The sequence below is a fragment of the Williamsia sp. D3 genome, assembly GCF_000506245.1.
Taxonomy (GTDB): Bacteria; Actinomycetota; Actinomycetes; order Mycobacteriales; family Mycobacteriaceae; genus Williamsia; species Williamsia muralis.
In genome coordinates this window covers 93,055-108,011 of the sequence record NZ_AYTE01000013.1, presented here as the reverse complement: position 1 = coordinate 108,011, position 14,957 = coordinate 93,055, and the positions used below count along the sequence as shown (strand labels likewise).

Here is a 14,957-nt window from a genome sequence, read left to right as displayed (position 1 = left end):
GTAATGGCAAAAGCGGCAGCTGCGACGGTAGAGAACGAAGCAAGATTGGCCTGGGTGGCCAGGGCACGGTGCCGCGAGGTCGATCCTGACCAGCTGTTTGTCCGTGGGGCCGCCCAGCGCAAGGCTGCGACGATCTGCCGTCATTGCCCAGTCCAGCTCGAGTGTGGTGCAGATGCACTCGACAATCGCGTTGAGTTCGGGGTCTGGGGAGGCATGACCGAACGTCAGCGCCGAGCGTTGCTGCGCCAGCATCCCGAAGTCACCTCGTGGAGCACGTTCTTCGAGACGCAGCGTCGCAGGCAGATCACCAGCGTTGGCTGAGTTTTCGCGAACATTCTGACGCCGTCGCCCTGCCGGGCGGCGGCGTCAGCCTTTGCTGGTGATCTCCTCGGCCACCGCACGTAGTGCGGTCATGTCGGCGACCTCGAACGGTAGCGACGGCACGCCCACGATCGGGACTGCCGGATGCGACGTGGTGAAGCTGTGCAGCAGGTGCAGTTCGCGCTTGCCGGTGGTCGCCCGTTCGGAATGAATCGTGAGGACCGCCTTGGCCAGCGGGTCGTCGACATTGTTTGCCGCCGCCTCGGCGGTACTCCCGCCGATCGCGGTGAGGTTGGGATGGGTGCGGTTGAGGATCAGTCCGGCGAGCGGCATCTTCTCCTCGGAGAGCCGGTCGACGAAGAACGCGGCCTCACGTAGGGCGTCCGGTTCGGCCGCCGCAACCACGGCGAATTGGGTGCCGGGTTGTTTGAGCAGGTTGTAGGTCCGGTTCGCCCGTTCCCGGAAGCTTCCGAACATCGAGTCGAGTGACTGCACGAAGACCGAGACGTCGCGCAGCGTCTCGCCGCCGATGATGGTCGAGATGCCCTTCATGGCCAGGCCGACAACACCGGTGACGACCCGGCCCACACCGCGACCGCCGCCCACGAGCATCTTCATCAGCCGGCCTTCGAGGAACGACCCGAGACGCTGGGGCGCGTCGAGGAAGTCGAGGGCATTGCGCGAGGGTGGGGTGTCCACCACCACCAGATCCCAATCGTCCTGCGCCAGAAGCTGTCCCAACTTCTCCATCGCCATGTACTCCTGCGTGCCGGAGAACGAGCTGGCAACGGTCTGATAGAAATTGTTGTTCATGATCGCCTCGGCGCGTTCAGGCGTCGAGTACTGCGTCACCATCTCGTCGAAGGTGCGGCGCATGTCGAGCATCATGCGTCGAGCGTGCCCTCGCCATCGACCTTGACCGGCTGTGGACTGTTGGTCAGTTCGTTCATACCCAACGACTGCGCGAGCCGCTTGGCGGGATCGATCGTGAGGACAACCACCTTGCGTCCCCGTTCGGCGGCGTACACGGCCATTGCCGCGGCGGTGGTTGTCTTGCCGACTCCGCCTGCGCCGCAACAGATCACGACCTTGGTTCCGAGGTCGGTGAGAATTGCGCCCATTTTCAGGTCGATCGGCATCAGGCACCAGCCTTCTGGAGGATTTCGGATATTTCGTAGAGGCCGCCGAGGTCGACGCCATCGTCGAACGCGGGCAGCTGCAGCTTGTCGAGTTCCATGGCATCGAGTTCGGCACCGGCCTCGAGCTGCGCCTGTACCCGACTGGCGTGCTCGATGGTCTCGGTGAGCAGGCCCTCGAAGTCGGCCTCGGTGTATTTCAGGCCCGACTTGTCGAGCTGGGCGCGCAGTTCGGCGGCATCGATGACGCCGTCGGCGATGTCGCCGATCGACTCGGGCGGCAGATGGTGCGGCGACACCCGATTGACGATCACCGACCCGATGGTGAGGTTCTTGTCCTCCAGCTCGCGGACCGCCTCGATGGTCTCCTGGATGGGCATCGCCTCGAGCAACGTCACCAGATGCACCACGGTCTGGTCCGAGTGCAGCAGCTTGACCACACCGTCGCTCTGGTTGCGCAAGGGGCCGGTCTTGGTCAGATCGGCCATGGCCTTGGTGACGTCGAGGAAGTTGCCGATCCGGCCCGTCGGAGGTGCGTCGACCACCACCGCGTCGTAGATCCGGTTGCCGCGCTTGTCGGTTCGGACCACTGTCTCCTTGATCTTCCCCGTCACCAAGACGTCGCGAAGCCCCGGCGCGACGGTGGTGACGAAGTCGATGGCACCGATGCGGCGCATGGCGCGGCCGGCGAATCCGAGGTTGTAGAACATGTCGAGGTACTCGAGCAGCGCGTGTTCGATGTCGATCGCCAGTGCCCACACCTGTCCGCCGCCTTCTGCGGTGGCGACCTTGGTCTCGGTGGGGGCAAGGGGCGGGACATCGAAGATCTGCGCGATGCCCTGACGTCCCTCGCATTCGACGAGGAGCACCTTCTTGCCTTCGGCGGCCAATGTCAGCGCGAGAGCCGCCGCGACAGTGGTTTTTCCGGTCCCGCCCTTACCGGAGACGAAGTGCAGGCGCGCCTTCGCAGCGGCCTCTGACCAGCGATAGCCCGTGGGCTGTTCTGTTGTCACGGGTTCACCATATCCACGTAGGTCATGGCCGAAGACCATACCGTGCAGTCCGTGTATTTCACCCCCGTCATCAGGGGATGTCCGGGTTGGTGAACGTACGCGGCCCGAACACCCACCGGAGAGATAGGGTGTGCACATGAGCGAGCCAACTGCCTGGGAGTACGTCACCGTCCCCCTTCTGACCCATGCCACCAAACAAATCCTCGACCAGTGGGGTGCTGACGGCTGGGAGCTGGTCAGCGTTCTGCCGGGACCCACAGGCGAGCAGCACGTTGCCTACCTGAAACGCGCCAAGGGCTGATCTGTCATGACGTGGTCGCAGCGATTGACCGAACTGAATATCGTTCTGCCCAAGGTGGTGGCGCCACTGGCCGCGTACGTGCCGGCAGTCCAGACCGGAAACCTCGTCTACACCGCGGGCCAATTGCCCTTGCTCGGTGGCGAATTGACGGTGACGGGCAAGGTGTCCGAGGGCGCCGAAGGTGTTGTCCGGCCGGATGAGGCATCCGAGGCCGCGCGAGTCTGCGCTCTGAACGCGCTTGCGGCGGTGAACAGTCTGGTCGGAATCGACTCGGTGAAGCGGATCGTCAAGGTTGTCGGCTTCGTGGCCTCGGCCCCGGGCTTCACCGGTCAACCCCAGGTCGTCAACGGTGCCTCCAACCTGTTGGGCGAGATCTTCGGAGAGGCCGGCGCGCACGCCAGGTCTGCGGTCGGAGTGGCCGAGCTGCCACTCGGAGCGCCGGTGGAGATCGAGTTGATCGTCGAGGTCTGACCCTCGTCGTCAGCCTGCGCGACGCTCGACCAGTGCGCGGACCCAACTGAACCACTCCGGGAGTCCCTCGCCGGTGCGTGCACTGACCGGGATGACCCGGGCACGCGGGTTGGTCTGGGCGATGGTGTCGAGGAACGCCTGTAACTCGACGTCGAGGTGGGGCAGAAGGTCGATCTTGTTCAGCAGGATCACGTGCACCCGGCTGAACATCAGCGGATATTTGAGAGGTTTGTCCTCACCCTCGGTCACCGAATAGACCATTGCGCGGGCGTGTTCGCCGACATCGAACTCGGCGGGACACACCAGATTCCCGACGTTCTCGATGATCACGAGATCAAGCGTCTGCAGGTCGAGATCTTGCAACGCGCGGTTCACCATCGGGGCATCGAGATGGCATTCGCCGCCGAACCCGTTGGCAGTGTTGATCAGTGCGACCTGCGCGCCCTTGTCGGCGAGCCGTGCGGCATCGAGGTCGGTGGCGATGTCGCCTTCGACGACGCCGATGCGCACATCCGCTCGCATGGCGTCGAGGGTGGCCGACAAGATGGCGGTCTTGCCCGAACCCGGTGAGCTCATCAGGTTGATCGCGGGTACCCCGGCGCCGTCGAATGCGGTCCGGTTGAGGTCGGCGCGCATGTCGTTCTCGGTGAAGATCGCCTCGAGCACATCGATGCGTTCGGCGCCGGTGTCGTAGCCACTGTGGTCGCCGTGGTCGGAATGGCCCGAGGTGGTGTGCTCGTGGCTGTGCGTTGTCCCGTCGGCGTGGGTGTGCGTCTCGTCGTGGCGGTGGAATCTACCCATCGTCTGCGCCTCGCCTCTTTGTAGCCGGTTCGTGTACCCGCAGCGACCCGACAGCGTCGACCCTGCCTTCGCCAAGTGCAGGATATAGCCTGATCGTCATGAGTGAACCGCAGCATCCTGCGTACGGTGTCGTTCGTCCGGTGACCGATTTCGCGTCGGTTGTGCTGTGCCGCAACCCGGGGATGATGACACTCGACGGCACGAACACCTGGATCTTGCGGGCGCCCGGTCACAAAGACTGTGTGGTGGTGGACCCCGGACCCAAGGGAAAGAAGAAACACGTCAAAAACGTTGTCGCGCAGGGCAATGTGGTTCTCGGGCTGGTCACCCACCGCCACCCCGACCACACCGGCGCCATCAAGTTCTTCCGTGAACTCACCGGCGCACCCGTGCGGGCACGGGTCGACAAGTACACCCGCGACGGCAGCGCGCTCCAAGACCGGGAGGTGATCGAGGCCGCCGGCCTCAAGATCACTGTGCTGCATACACCCGGACACACAGGCGACTCGGTGAGTTTTCTCGTCGAGCACAACGGACGCAAGGCGATGCTGACCGGAGACACCATCCTCGGTGGTGGGACAACCGTGCTCGATCCCAAAGACGGCACGTTGCGCGACTACATGAACTCGCTCAACCGCATCATCGTCGAGGGTGACGATTGCGTGTTGCTGCCCGGGCACGGGCCCGATCATGCCGAGGTGATCCCGCTGGCCCGCCACTACAAGGCGCACCGCGAAGAGCGGATCGATCAGGTGCGTGCCGCGCTGGCCGAACTCGGGGTGAGTGCTGCAGAAGCCAAGCCGAAGAAAGTGGTCAAGAAGGTGTACACCGACATCGACAAGAAACTGTGGCCTGCGGCCACGATGTCGGTCAAGACCCAACTGGCCTACCTGGCCGAGCAGTAGCGGGCAAGGCAGCAGAGGCTACAAAAAACCGCCCCGACCGCATCAGCGATCGGGGCGGTTTTCCAAGTTGTTCTACCGCGCGCGGCGAGCCAACCGCTCGGAGTCTGCGATCAGTACGCTCTTGCCTTCGAGTCGCAGCCATCCGCGCTGGGCGAAGTCGGCAAGCGCCTTGTTGACGGTTTCGCGGGAAGCGCCCACGAGCTGGGCGATCTCTTCCTGCGTGAGGTCGTGGGTGACTCGCAGAGCACCGGCTTCTTGGGTACCGAAACGTTGTGCCAGCTGCAGCAGCTGCTTGGCCACACGGCCGGGCACGTCGGTGAAGATGAGGTCGGCGAGGTTGTTGTTGGTGCGACGCAATCGGCGGGCCAGGACGCGCAGCAACTGTTCGGCGATCTCGGGCCGATCCGCGATCCACGAACGCAGAGCCTCGCGGTCCATCGACACGGCGCGGACCTCGGTGACCGTGGTCGCCGACGACGTGCGTGGTCCGGGGTCGAAGATGGAGAGCTCGCCGAACATGTCGGAGGGACCCATGATCGTCAGCAGGTTCTCGCGGCCATCGATGGAACGACGACCGACCTTCACCTTGCCGGACAAGATGATGTAGAGCCGGTCACCCGGCTCACCTTCGTTGAAGATCACGTGGCCCCGTGGAAAATCAACCGGCTGAAGCTGATTGGTCAATGCCGCGACGGCCGTCGGTTCCACTCCCTGGAAGATGCCCGCCCGCGCCAGTACTTCCTCCACTTACGCCCCTTTCTAGGGTCCAGCCAGACCACGTTCAAAACTTGGGGCCGGTCACACGGTCGATGTGTTGTGTTCGTCACCCGTCATCCAGTCTACGGGTATCGGGTGCGAAACAGGTTAATTACCCCTCATCGAGCGATCACGCCTGTCGCTCGCGGGTTTCGGTGGTCAGCTGGCGCGGATCGAATGCTCGGTCTCGACCGTGGTGGGGACTCTCCGATCGCGGAACTCGTCGAGCGCCGCGGGAAAGCCCGACCGGGCCAGCGTGTCCATCTGCTCGGGCTGAGCCGACTCGAGGAACTCCTCGACATCGTTCGGTCGCACGTTGAGTCGTTCGAGCTGGTTCTCCAGGCGCTCCATCGCCAACGCGAAGAGCATGAGAACTGCGGGGAACAGAAGTACGGCGAGTCCGTGCATGGGGAGTAGTTAACACAACGCAGGTCTCAGAAGAGACACGATCTGCATCTGAATGCACGTCGTTGACGCGACGCGGACCACGCGTCGCCATGCGAGGTCCGTCGGTCGACCACCGGATAGAGCCGTTCACAGAAGTCCGCCGTACCCTGATTTGGTGAGTGTGCGCGAGAAGGGGGCGGCCCCGGCCAGGCGTGGCAAGACCGCAGCACAGCGCGGTACCGAGACCCGCACCGGTCTGGTGCGGCGGGCGCGGCGGATGGACCGAACGCTGCAGACGGCGTTCCCGCACGTCTACTGCGAACTCGATTTCACCAACCCGCTGGAGTTGTCGGTGGCGACGATCCTGTCGGCGCAGTGCACTGACGTGCGGGTCAACATGACCACGCCTGCGTTGTTCCGGCGTTACCGGACAGCCGCCGACTATGCCGGCGCCGACCGCGCCGAACTGGAGGAGATGATCCGGCCCACCGGTTTCTACCGGAACAAGGCCAACTCGCTGATCGGTCTCGGGCAGGCGCTCGTCGAGCGATTCGACGGTGAGGTCCCGCGGACACTGCCCGAGTTGGTGTCGCTGCCCGGCTTCGGTCGCAAGACTGCGAACGTGGTCCTCGGTAACGCCTTCGGTGTGCCGGGAATCACCGTTGACACGCACTTCGGCAGGTTGGTGCAGCGCTGGAAATGGACGGCCGAAACCGATCCGGTGAAGATCGAGCAGGCCGTGGGCGAGCTCATCGAGCGCAAGAACTGGACCGACCTCTCGCACCGGGTGATCTTTCACGGTCGGCGCGTGTGCCACTCGCGCAAGCCCGCCTGTGGGGTGTGCGTGCTGGCCGCGGACTGCCCGTCCTACGGCCTCGGGCCCACGGAGAAAGCGGAAGCGGCCAAGCTCGTCAAGGGCCCCGAGACCGACCATCTCCTGAAGCTGGCAGGTCTGTAGTCGATGCCCGTGAACACCCAACCCGAGCGCCCGCGCGCACGGTTTCATCTCTCGACGTCCGCCCGTTGGACCGTCGCCGCGCTGGTCGTGGTCCTGGCGTTGATCGTCGCGATCTGGCCACGTGACTCATCCGATCCGGGCCCGTCCCCGAGTGGGATGCCGACGACGGGAAGCTCCGCGCTTCCCGGGCTGGAGGCCGCGGTCACCGAGGACGACATGGCCAAGGGGCGGGAGAAGGCCGCGTTGCTGCCCTGTCCGGTCGCCACGGGCCCGACACCCTCCGGGTCGAAGCTGGCGGGTGTGACCGTGCCGTGCCTGGCCGACGGATCGGCGGTCGACCTGGGCAGCGCCACGGCCGGTACCCCGATGCTCGTCAACGTGTGGGCCCACTGGTGCGGACCGTGCCGGGCCGAGCTGCCGGTGATCGACGAATACGCCAAGAGGGCCGGGGACCGGGTGCGGGTGCTCACCGTGCAAGGCAAAGAGGGCGCCGAGAATCCGTTTCTGTCGCTGACCTTGCTCGCCGAGATCGGCGTACACCTGCCGACGGTGGTGGACACAGACGCCAAGATCGCTGCGGCACTGGGAGTGCCGCGCGCCTACCCGTCGACCGTGCTCGTGCGCGCAGACGGCACGGTGGCAGCGGTGCTGCCGCGGGTGTTCGAGTCGCCCGACGAGGTGGCCGATGTGGTGCGCCAACATCTGGGCGTCGACGCATGACCCGACTTCTGGTGCCGGACGAGAAGGTGCCGCCATGGCTTCGTGGGCTCACCGCGAACCTCGACGGGGTCACCCGGTCGGTCGAGGACCGCGGCGGCGTGACCGAGCGACTGCTGCGATCGATGATGCGGAACCCGAGGTCGGCAGCGGTACTGGTCCTGTTAAGCGGCGACTGGAGCGGCGACCCCACCCACCACGGTGGCATCCCGGCCGACGCCGATGTCCTGCTGACCCAACGCGCTGCGACGTTGCGAAATCACAGCGGGCAGATCGCCTTTCCCGGTGGCGTCCGCGACGACGGTGACGAGTTCCCGGTCGGCACCGCCGTGCGCGAGGCCGTCGAGGAGACCGGACTGGACCCTGCCGGTGTCGACCTGCTCGCCACCCTCGACACGTTTCCCGTGCCACCCTCCGGATTCGAGGTGTCGCCGGTTATCGGTTACTGGCGTGACCCGTCGGAGGTGGGGGTGGTGGACCTCGCAGAGACCGCGCGGGTGGTTCGGGTGCCGCTGCGCGATGTGGTCAACCCCCGCAACCGCTTTCAGGTGCAACGCCCCACCGGTATCCCGGGACGTCCTTACCGGGGGCCGGCCTTCGGCGTCGAGAAGATGCTGGTGTGGGGGTTCACCGGGGGATTGCTCGCGGCCATCGTGGAGGCGGCCGGCTGGGAGATCGCCTGGGACAAGACGGATGTCCGCGATCTCGCGGATGAGCTGGCCAAGGTGGGGCAGGAGTGAGCGGAGCCGCGTGGGTTGACGTTCTGGTGATCTGCATCGCGCTGCTCGCCGCGGCCTCCGGGTACCGCCAAGGCGCGGTCTCGTCGGCGATGGCGTTTGTCGGGGTGCTCCTGGGTGCTGCCGCGGGGGTTCTCCTGGCGCCACACCTCATCCGGAACATCGAGGATCAGCGATGGCGGCTCGTCGCCGGCGTGCTCCTGCTCGTCGCGCTGGTCATCGTCGGGGAGATCTCCGGCATGGTGCTGGGACGGGCCGCGCGAAGCAGCATCCGCACCCTCTCGGTGCGACGCATCGACTCGGTGATCGGATCGTTGCTCCAGGCGGTCGCGGTCCTGCTCGCCGCATGGGTGCTCGCCACCCCGATCAGCACGTCGGCCCAGCCCCAGATCGCCGGCGCGGTGAGCGAATCGAAAGTCATCGACGAGGTCAATTCGCTTGCGCCGCAGTGGATGCAGCGATTGCCACGCGAGTTCTGGGACATGTTCGAAGGTTCCGGGCTCAAGGAGGCCATCGGCCCGTTCGGCCGCACGCCCATCACGAGTGTCGAAGCCCCCGATCAGGGACTGCTCGAACAGCCGGTGATCGGTCGGGTCCGTCCCAGTGTGGTGAAGATCGAGGGCGTCGCGCCCAGCTGTAATCAAGCGCTCGAGGGCAGTGGGTTCGTGGTCTCTCCAGAGCGGGTGATGACCAACGCGCACGTCGTGGCGGGAACGACCACTCTGCACGTGGTGGCCTCAAGCGACCAGTTCGACGCCACCGTCGTCTATTTCGACCCGAACACCGACATCGCGGTGCTCGACGTGCCGGGCCTGCAGGCGCCGGCGCTACGTTTCGCCGACGAACTCGCGAAGACCGGAGAGGACGCGATCGCCCTCGGCTTCCCCGAGGCAGGGCCCTTCAACGCCAGCGCCGAACGTGTCCGTGAGGTCATCCAGCTCCGCGGCCCGGGAATCTATCCCGGATCTGCTGTGACCCGGGAGGTGTACACGGTGCGCGGCTCGATCCGGCAGGGCAATTCCGGTGGACCGCTGATCAACTCGGACGGCGACGTCCTCGGCGTGGTCTTCGGGGCCGCGGAGGATCCGGCCAGCGAAACCGGATTCGTGCTCACGGCCGACCAGGTCAAACCGGGCCTCGCCGAATCGGAACGATTGAGCACCGCGGTCGACACGCAGTCCTGCGTGCATTCGGGGTAGTCGCCGTCAGCGCCCGGCGAACTCGATCAGCAGTTCGTTGACCTCGTCAGGGTTTTCCTGATGTGCGTAGTGGCCGCTGCCGGTGACCTCGGTGAAGTCCAGCCGGTCGACCCACTTGGCGCTGCCCGCCACCGTGGACCGGAGGATGTAGCGATCGAGTTCGCCGTGCATGGCCAGCACCGGGATCTGGAGGCGACGATCCATCAGCTGGAGGAACTTGTAACCGTCCGGGCGGAATTGGGACCGGAAGGCCCAGCGCCGGTATTCCAGGCTGCAGTGCGCCACACCGGGTATCTGCACCGCCGAGCGGTTGCGCTTGGCGGCATCGACGAAGTCGTCGGTGCGTGGCCACCCCGGCCCGGACCGACGTCGCATCAGTTCCTCGGCCATCGCGCCGTCGTCGCGGGTAAGGTCACGCTCCGCGGTCCGTGGGATCTGCGCTCGAAGCAACCCACCCAGAAATGCGTTGCGTTGGGTCGACTCTCGCATGTTGGCGTTTTTTCAGCGCCTGCGGATGCGGTGACGAGATCACCGCCATCGAGCGGACCGACCGGGGATGCAGGGTCGCGGTCGCCCATCCGACGAGACCGCCGTCGGCATGTCCGACGATGGTGGCGTCGGAATGGCCTAGCGCGCGGATCAGGCCGTCCGTGTCACCAGCCAGTGTCCAACCGTCGTAGCCACGAGGCGGCTTGTCACTGTCGCCGTATCCGCGCAGATCAACGGCCACGGCCCGGAACCCGGCGTTGGTGAGTGCGGTGATCTGGTGACGCCAGCTCCACCAGAACTCCCCGAAGCCGTGCATGAGGAGCACCAGGGGCCGGTTGGTGGGTGTGTCCGCACATTCGACGACGTGCAGGCGCACGCCGTTCGCGCGGACATCATGGTGATGCCACGGTCCCGCGAATCGAACGGTCGACGGGTCCGGGGGCGCCAAATGTCAGCCTTTGAGGACCTTGTGCGAGCCGGACGGCTTGCTCAGGTCTGCACCGGGGTGGACTCCGTCGTGCCCGGAGGTGGGCAGCACTTCGGGCACCCGCTGAACCGATGCGATCGTCTTACTCGGACCGGTTATCCGTTTGAACACCCGATAACCGATGAATCCGGTGATGATCGCCAGGACCAGCAGGATGAGGAACACGATGCCGAAGGCGGCCCAGCGAGGCAGCCACTCGTCCAGCAGTTCCCCGAGGAACCAGAAGAAGAACAGGCTCGCGTAGAGCAGCACGGTGAGCGCGACCAGGATGAGGCCCGAACCCACTGCGGCCTTCTTGGCCTCGGCGGTCAGTTCGGCCTTGGCCAGTGCGACCTCGGCGCGGAACAGCGTCGACAAGTGCGTGGTGGCGTCCTTGACCAGACCACCGACACTCGGGTCGCCGCCGGGGCGCACATTGGGGTCGGACAACGGAATCGACGAGACGTTCGGCGGAACATCTCCCGAAGGGCGGTCGTCCAGCGTCACTGCAACTCCTCCATCCTCGGACACCACGCCCGAGTCCATCCCGGACGTTCATCTCTGCATCGCCGGGGTTAGTAGGCCTTATGTTGCCATGCCCGACCCGATTGCAGGTTCATCGGACCTTTCTACGGGCGCGAGGCGCCTTAGATGCGTTAACTGTCGGGTGGTGCACGCGTTAACTGTCGGGTGGTGTACCCGGGGGCCGTCCGGTCGATCGGGTGACACCACCGACCCCCGATCACGAAGGACTGGTATGCCGACCTACCCAATGGAACCGTTCGAGCTGGACTTTTTTCAGACCGCCCCGATCACCCACCGATTCAGCGTCAACCTCCCGGTGCCTCCTGAGCGGGCGTGGGCTGAGCTGACCAGGCAGAACACCCTCGACTGGTGCCGGGTGATCAAGTCGATCACGTTCACCTCCCCGGCGCCCTACGGCGTGGGGACAACCCGTAGGCCCAGTTGGCACCCGGGTACGCGCAACTGTCGGAGAGGTTCTTCTGCTGGGACGAAGACCGTGAGGCGGGCACCTACCGCAACGCGTTTTACGTGGAGCAGTCCAATGTGCCCAGTCTTCGTCGCTTCGGTGAGTTGAGTGAAGTGGAGCCGTCGGGAGGTGGCTGCCGCTTCACATGGTCGTTCGCCATCGAGATGGGTGGGGTGATGGCAAAGACCTCCAGGTTCGCGTTGCCCATCACGCAGAAGACGTTCGCAACCCTGGAAACCGATACCGTCAAGCACTTCTCGAAGCTGAGCTGACAGCAGCCACCACCCGGTGCCCCTCGGGGTTCAGTCGGCCTTGCGGCGCCGGATGTTGTCGAACACCGACGGGTCGACCAGTGTCGAGGTGTCGCCGAGTTCGCGTCCCTCGGCGACGTCCTTGAGCAGCCGTCGCATGATCTTGCCGGAGCGGGTCTTGGGCAGTTCTGGCACCACGTAGATCTCGCGTGGCTTGGCGATCGGCGAGATGTCCTTGGACACCTGGTCTTTGAGTTCCTTGACCAGTTGGTCGCCGGTGTCCTCCTGGCCCTGCCGCAAGATCACGAACGCGACGATGCCCTGGCCGGTGGTGGCGTCGGCGGCGCCGATGACGGCGGCCTCAGCGATGCTGTGGTGTCCGACGAGCGCGGATTCGACCTCGGCGGTGGAGATCCGGTGTCCGGAGATGTTCATGACATCGTCGATCCGGCCCAGGACCCAGAGGGCGTGGTCGTCGTCGTAACGCGCGCCGTCGCCTGCGAAATACCAACCCTGCTCGGCGAATCGCGACCAGTAGGTGTCGCGGAAACGCTCCTCGTCACCCCAGATACCACGCAGCATCGACGGCCACGGCTTGTCGAGCACGAGGAAGCCCTGTTCACCCGCGCCGACCGGTTCGCCGTTGTCATCGACGATGTTCGCGCTGATGCCGGGCAGCGGGGCCATCGCCGAACCCGGCTTGGTCGAGGTGATGCCGGGCAGGGGAGAGATCATGATCGCGCCGGTCTCGGTCTGCCACCAGGTGTCGACGATCGGGCACCGCTCGCCGCCGATCACCTCGTGGTACCAGCGCCAGGCCTCCGGGTTGATGGGCTCGCCCACGCTGCCGAGCAGGCGCAGCGAGCTCAGGTCGTGGGCGTCAGGAATCTCCCGGCCCCACTTCATGAAGGTCCGGATCAGCGTCGGGGCGATGTAGTAGGTGGTGACCTTGTACTGCTCGATGATCTCGAAATGGCGATGTTCGGTGGGGGAGTTGGGGGTTCCCTCGTAGACCACCTCGGTCGCGCCGTTGGAGAGCGGTCCGTAGACGAGGTAGCTGTGTCCGGTCACCCAGCCGATGTCGGCGCCACACCAGAAGACGTCCTTGCCCGGCTTGTGGTCGAAGACGTTGTGGAACGTGTAGCTCACCTGCGTGAGATAGCCGCCAGAGGAGTGGACGATGCCCTTGGGCTTGCCCGTGGTTCCTGACGTGTAGAGCAGGAACAGCGGATGCTCGGCGTCGTGCGCCACTGCCGTGTGCACGTTCTCGGCCTTGGCGACGGTCTCGTGCCACCAGACGTCCCGGCCCTGGACCCAGTCGATGTCGGAGTCGGTGCGATTGACCACCAGGACGTGCTCGACGGATTTCGCTGAGTCGTCCCCGCTGCCGAGTGCCTCGTCGACCGCGGCCTTGAGCGGCGCGGGCTTGCCGCGGCGGTACTGGCCGTCGGTGGTGACGACCAACTTCGCCTCGGCGTCATCGACCCGCGACCGTAGTGCGCCGGCCGAGAAACCGGCGAAGACAACAGAATGTGTGAGTCCCAGACGTGCGCAGGCGAGCATCGTGACGATGGCCTCGGGGACCATCGGCATGTAGATGGCCACGCGATCGCCGGCGACCAGGCCGATCTCCACGAAGTAGTTCGCGGCCTGGCTCACCTCGGCGAGCAACTGGCTGTAGGTGAGGTCGCGGGAGTCGCCCGGCTCGCCGACCCAGTGGATCGCCACCCTGTCGCCGTTGCCCTCGAGGACATGACGGTCGACGCAGTTGTATGCGACGTTGAGTTTGCCGCCGACAAACCACTTGGCGAACGGTGCGCCGGACCAGTCGAGGACGTCGGTGAAGTCGGTGTCCCAGTGCAGTCGGCGGGCCTGTTCGGCCCAGAACGCGAGCCTGTCGGCCTCGGCTGCCTCGGCCAATTCAGGTCCGGCGTTGGCCTGCTCGACAAACGCCGGGGGTGGGGGGTACGCCGCTTGCGCGGTTCCTTCACTCATTTTCTGACCTTTCGTACTGGCTGCCCGACCTGCGTGGGGCGAGTCCGATCCGGACACCGATTCACGTGCCGCTGTGCTCGGTCCCGTCACAGACGCGCGGTCGCTGTGTTGTACACCACATGATGGTTGCGGCATCATCGGAGGCAATAGCCCCGAAAGTGGATAGTGCAGATGAGTCCAGACAACAGCGTGCTCCGCCCCAGTGATCGTGAACTGGTGCGTGCCACGAGTGCGCGTCTACGTAAGACAGCCGGTATCCCTGTGGTCTTCGCAGGTCTGCGCGATCGGGACGTCATTCAGGTCACCGAGTCGGTGGGTCACCAGACTGCTGCCCTGCGAACCATCACGGTCACCCCCGAACGTGGGCTCGGTGGGCTGACCTGGCTGAACAAGCGGGCCAAGATGGTTCGGGATTACGGGTCGGCCAGCGAGATCACCCATGACTTCGACGACCAGATCCTCGGTGAGGGCATCACCGACCTCGCTGCGGCCCCCATTGTCGTCGACGGCGCGGTCAGAGGGCTGTTGTACGGCGGCTGGCGCGGTGGCGGAGGACTTCTCGGCGAGCACGCGATGGATGCGCTCTCGCTCGAGGCCGGCCGGATCGGCACCGAACTGCGGATCCGCGACGAGGTGGACCGCCGGGTCGCCGCGATCGCAGCACGCGAGCAGGCTCAGCGGCCGATCCCCGACTGGATCCACGAGCTCCGCGACATCGCCACAGGTGCCGAGGATGAGCAGACCAGACGCCGGATCGGCCGACTCGTCGATCAGATCACCAGTGTCGACCGGTCCGGGGTCGAGCCGACGATCGCACTCACGCCACGCCAGCTACAGGTGCTGTCGCTGGTCGCGATGGGTTTCGGCAACAGGGTGGTCGCCGATCGACTCGGCCTCACCGTCGACACCGTCAAGACCTACCTCCGCGCCGCCATGGTTCGTCTCGGTGCCCGTACCCGTCATGAAGCCGTGGTGAAAGCGCGCGCCGCCGGCCACGTCCTGGAATTGATCTGACTCCCCGGCCGTCTGCTCTCGCCGCCGCATCCCGGCCGGGCACGCCATC

Annotated in this window: 16 protein-coding genes and 2 pseudogenes; 10 read left to right on the top strand and 8 right to left on the bottom strand. The window is 65.5% G+C overall.

Features of this window, described 5'->3' with window-relative positions; genetic code table 11:
• The first annotated feature begins 3 nt into the window (after nucleotides 1-3).
• Nucleotides 4-321: a WhiB family transcriptional regulator gene (locus W823_RS38575; RefSeq protein WP_030169006.1), complete on the top strand. Its 318-nt coding sequence runs from the start codon at nucleotides 4-6 to the stop codon at nucleotides 319-321.
• A gap of 45 nt (nucleotides 322-366) precedes the next feature.
• On the opposite strand, the pseudogene W823_RS38570 reads toward W823_RS38575, so the two are convergent.
• Both W823_RS38570 and W823_RS38565 read right to left on the bottom strand, forming a co-directional pair.
• Nucleotides 367-1,460, bottom strand: a pseudogene (locus W823_RS38570) (ArsA family ATPase).
• A complete protein-coding gene (locus W823_RS38565) occupies nucleotides 1,460-2,470 on the bottom strand; it encodes an ArsA-related P-loop ATPase (protein WP_031331798.1) in 1,011 nt (336 codons plus the stop codon). The pseudogene W823_RS38570 and the gene W823_RS38565 overlap by 1 nt, the downstream one beginning before the upstream one ends.
• A gap of 136 nt (nucleotides 2,471-2,606) precedes the next feature.
• On the opposite strand from W823_RS38565, the gene W823_RS57710 reads away from it, so the two are divergent.
• Nucleotides 2,607-2,771 (top strand): DUF4177 domain-containing protein, encoded by a 165-nt coding sequence (locus tag W823_RS57710; RefSeq protein WP_023956445.1) that lies wholly within the window; start codon nucleotides 2,607-2,609, stop codon nucleotides 2,769-2,771.
• Between the two features lie 6 nt (nucleotides 2,772-2,777).
• A complete protein-coding gene (locus W823_RS38560; RefSeq protein WP_023956444.1) occupies nucleotides 2,778-3,242 on the top strand; it encodes a RidA family protein in 465 nt (154 codons plus the stop codon).
• Between the two features lie 9 nt (nucleotides 3,243-3,251).
• Here W823_RS38560 and hypB read toward each other — a convergent pair whose 3' ends face one another.
• Nucleotides 3,252-4,043 carry a hydrogenase nickel incorporation protein HypB gene (gene hypB / locus W823_RS38555; protein WP_023956443.1) on the bottom strand — a complete coding sequence of 264 codons (792 nt, stop codon included), beginning with the start codon at nucleotides 4,041-4,043 and terminating at the stop codon, nucleotides 3,252-3,254.
• A 98-nt stretch (nucleotides 4,044-4,141) separates the two neighbouring features.
• On the opposite strand from hypB, the gene W823_RS38550 reads away from it, so the two are divergent.
• On the top strand, nucleotides 4,142-4,948 hold the full coding sequence (locus W823_RS38550) for an MBL fold metallo-hydrolase (RefSeq protein ID WP_023956442.1): 807 nt from the start codon (nucleotides 4,142-4,144) through the stop codon (nucleotides 4,946-4,948).
• 72 nt (nucleotides 4,949-5,020) lie between these two features.
• Here the strand turns inward: W823_RS38550 and W823_RS38545 are convergent, their stop codons facing one another.
• Together W823_RS38545 and W823_RS38540 are read right to left on the bottom strand one after the other, a co-directional pair.
• A complete protein-coding gene (locus W823_RS38545; RefSeq protein ID WP_023956441.1) occupies nucleotides 5,021-5,695 on the bottom strand; it encodes a Crp/Fnr family transcriptional regulator in 675 nt (224 codons plus the stop codon).
• A 168-nt stretch (nucleotides 5,696-5,863) separates the two neighbouring features.
• Nucleotides 5,864-6,112 (bottom strand): hypothetical protein, encoded by a 249-nt coding sequence (locus W823_RS38540; RefSeq protein ID WP_023956440.1) that lies wholly within the window; start codon nucleotides 6,110-6,112, stop codon nucleotides 5,864-5,866.
• A gap of 256 nt (nucleotides 6,113-6,368) precedes the next feature.
• On the opposite strand from W823_RS38540, the gene nth reads away from it, so the two are divergent.
• The 4 genes from nth to W823_RS38520 are packed head-to-tail and all read left to right on the top strand — an operon-like array spanning nucleotide 6,369 to nucleotide 9,702.
• Entirely contained in the window at nucleotides 6,369-7,049 is a 681-nt protein-coding gene (gene nth, locus W823_RS38535) for an endonuclease III (protein ID WP_235189468.1), read from the top strand.
• A 3-nt stretch (nucleotides 7,050-7,052) separates the two neighbouring features.
• Nucleotides 7,053-7,769 carry a TlpA disulfide reductase family protein gene (locus tag W823_RS38530; protein ID WP_023956435.1) on the top strand — a complete coding sequence of 239 codons (717 nt, stop codon included), beginning with the start codon at nucleotides 7,053-7,055 and terminating at the stop codon, nucleotides 7,767-7,769.
• Nucleotides 7,766-8,506, top strand: a complete 741-nt coding sequence (locus W823_RS38525; RefSeq protein WP_023956434.1) for a CoA pyrophosphatase — start codon at nucleotides 7,766-7,768, stop codon at nucleotides 8,504-8,506. The genes W823_RS38530 and W823_RS38525 overlap by 4 nt, the downstream gene beginning before the upstream one ends.
• On the top strand, nucleotides 8,503-9,702 hold the full coding sequence (locus W823_RS38520; RefSeq protein WP_023956432.1) for a MarP family serine protease: 1,200 nt from the start codon (nucleotides 8,503-8,505) through the stop codon (nucleotides 9,700-9,702). Before W823_RS38525 ends, W823_RS38520 begins: the two co-directional genes overlap by 4 nt.
• 6 nt (nucleotides 9,703-9,708) lie before the next feature.
• Here W823_RS38520 and W823_RS38515 read toward each other — a convergent pair.
• Nucleotides 9,709-10,639 (bottom strand): annotated as a pseudogene (locus W823_RS38515) (alpha/beta fold hydrolase).
• A 3-nt stretch (nucleotides 10,640-10,642) separates the two neighbouring features.
• Nucleotides 10,643-11,164, bottom strand: a complete 522-nt coding sequence (locus W823_RS38510; protein WP_030169033.1) for a phage holin family protein — start codon at nucleotides 11,162-11,164, stop codon at nucleotides 10,643-10,645.
• A gap of 459 nt (nucleotides 11,165-11,623) precedes the next feature.
• Here W823_RS38510 and W823_RS59535 point away from each other — a divergent pair, with 459 nt between their 5' ends.
• On the top strand, nucleotides 11,624-11,920 hold the full coding sequence (locus W823_RS59535; RefSeq protein ID WP_369792592.1) for a hypothetical protein: 297 nt from the start codon (nucleotides 11,624-11,626) through the stop codon (nucleotides 11,918-11,920).
• Nucleotides 11,921-11,950: 30 nt separating this feature from the next.
• Here W823_RS59535 and acs read toward each other — a convergent pair whose 3' ends face one another.
• The gene (acs, locus tag W823_RS38500) at nucleotides 11,951-13,894 is read right to left on the bottom strand and encodes an acetate--CoA ligase (RefSeq protein ID WP_023956424.1); all 1,944 of its coding nucleotides are present in this window, start codon (nucleotides 13,892-13,894) and stop codon (nucleotides 11,951-11,953) included.
• A gap of 171 nt (nucleotides 13,895-14,065) precedes the next feature.
• Here acs and W823_RS38495 point away from each other — a divergent pair, with 171 nt between their 5' ends.
• Nucleotides 14,066-14,908 carry a helix-turn-helix transcriptional regulator gene (locus W823_RS38495; RefSeq protein WP_030169041.1) on the top strand — a complete coding sequence of 281 codons (843 nt, stop codon included), beginning with the start codon at nucleotides 14,066-14,068 and terminating at the stop codon, nucleotides 14,906-14,908.
• Nucleotides 14,909-14,957: the final 49 nt, after the last annotated feature.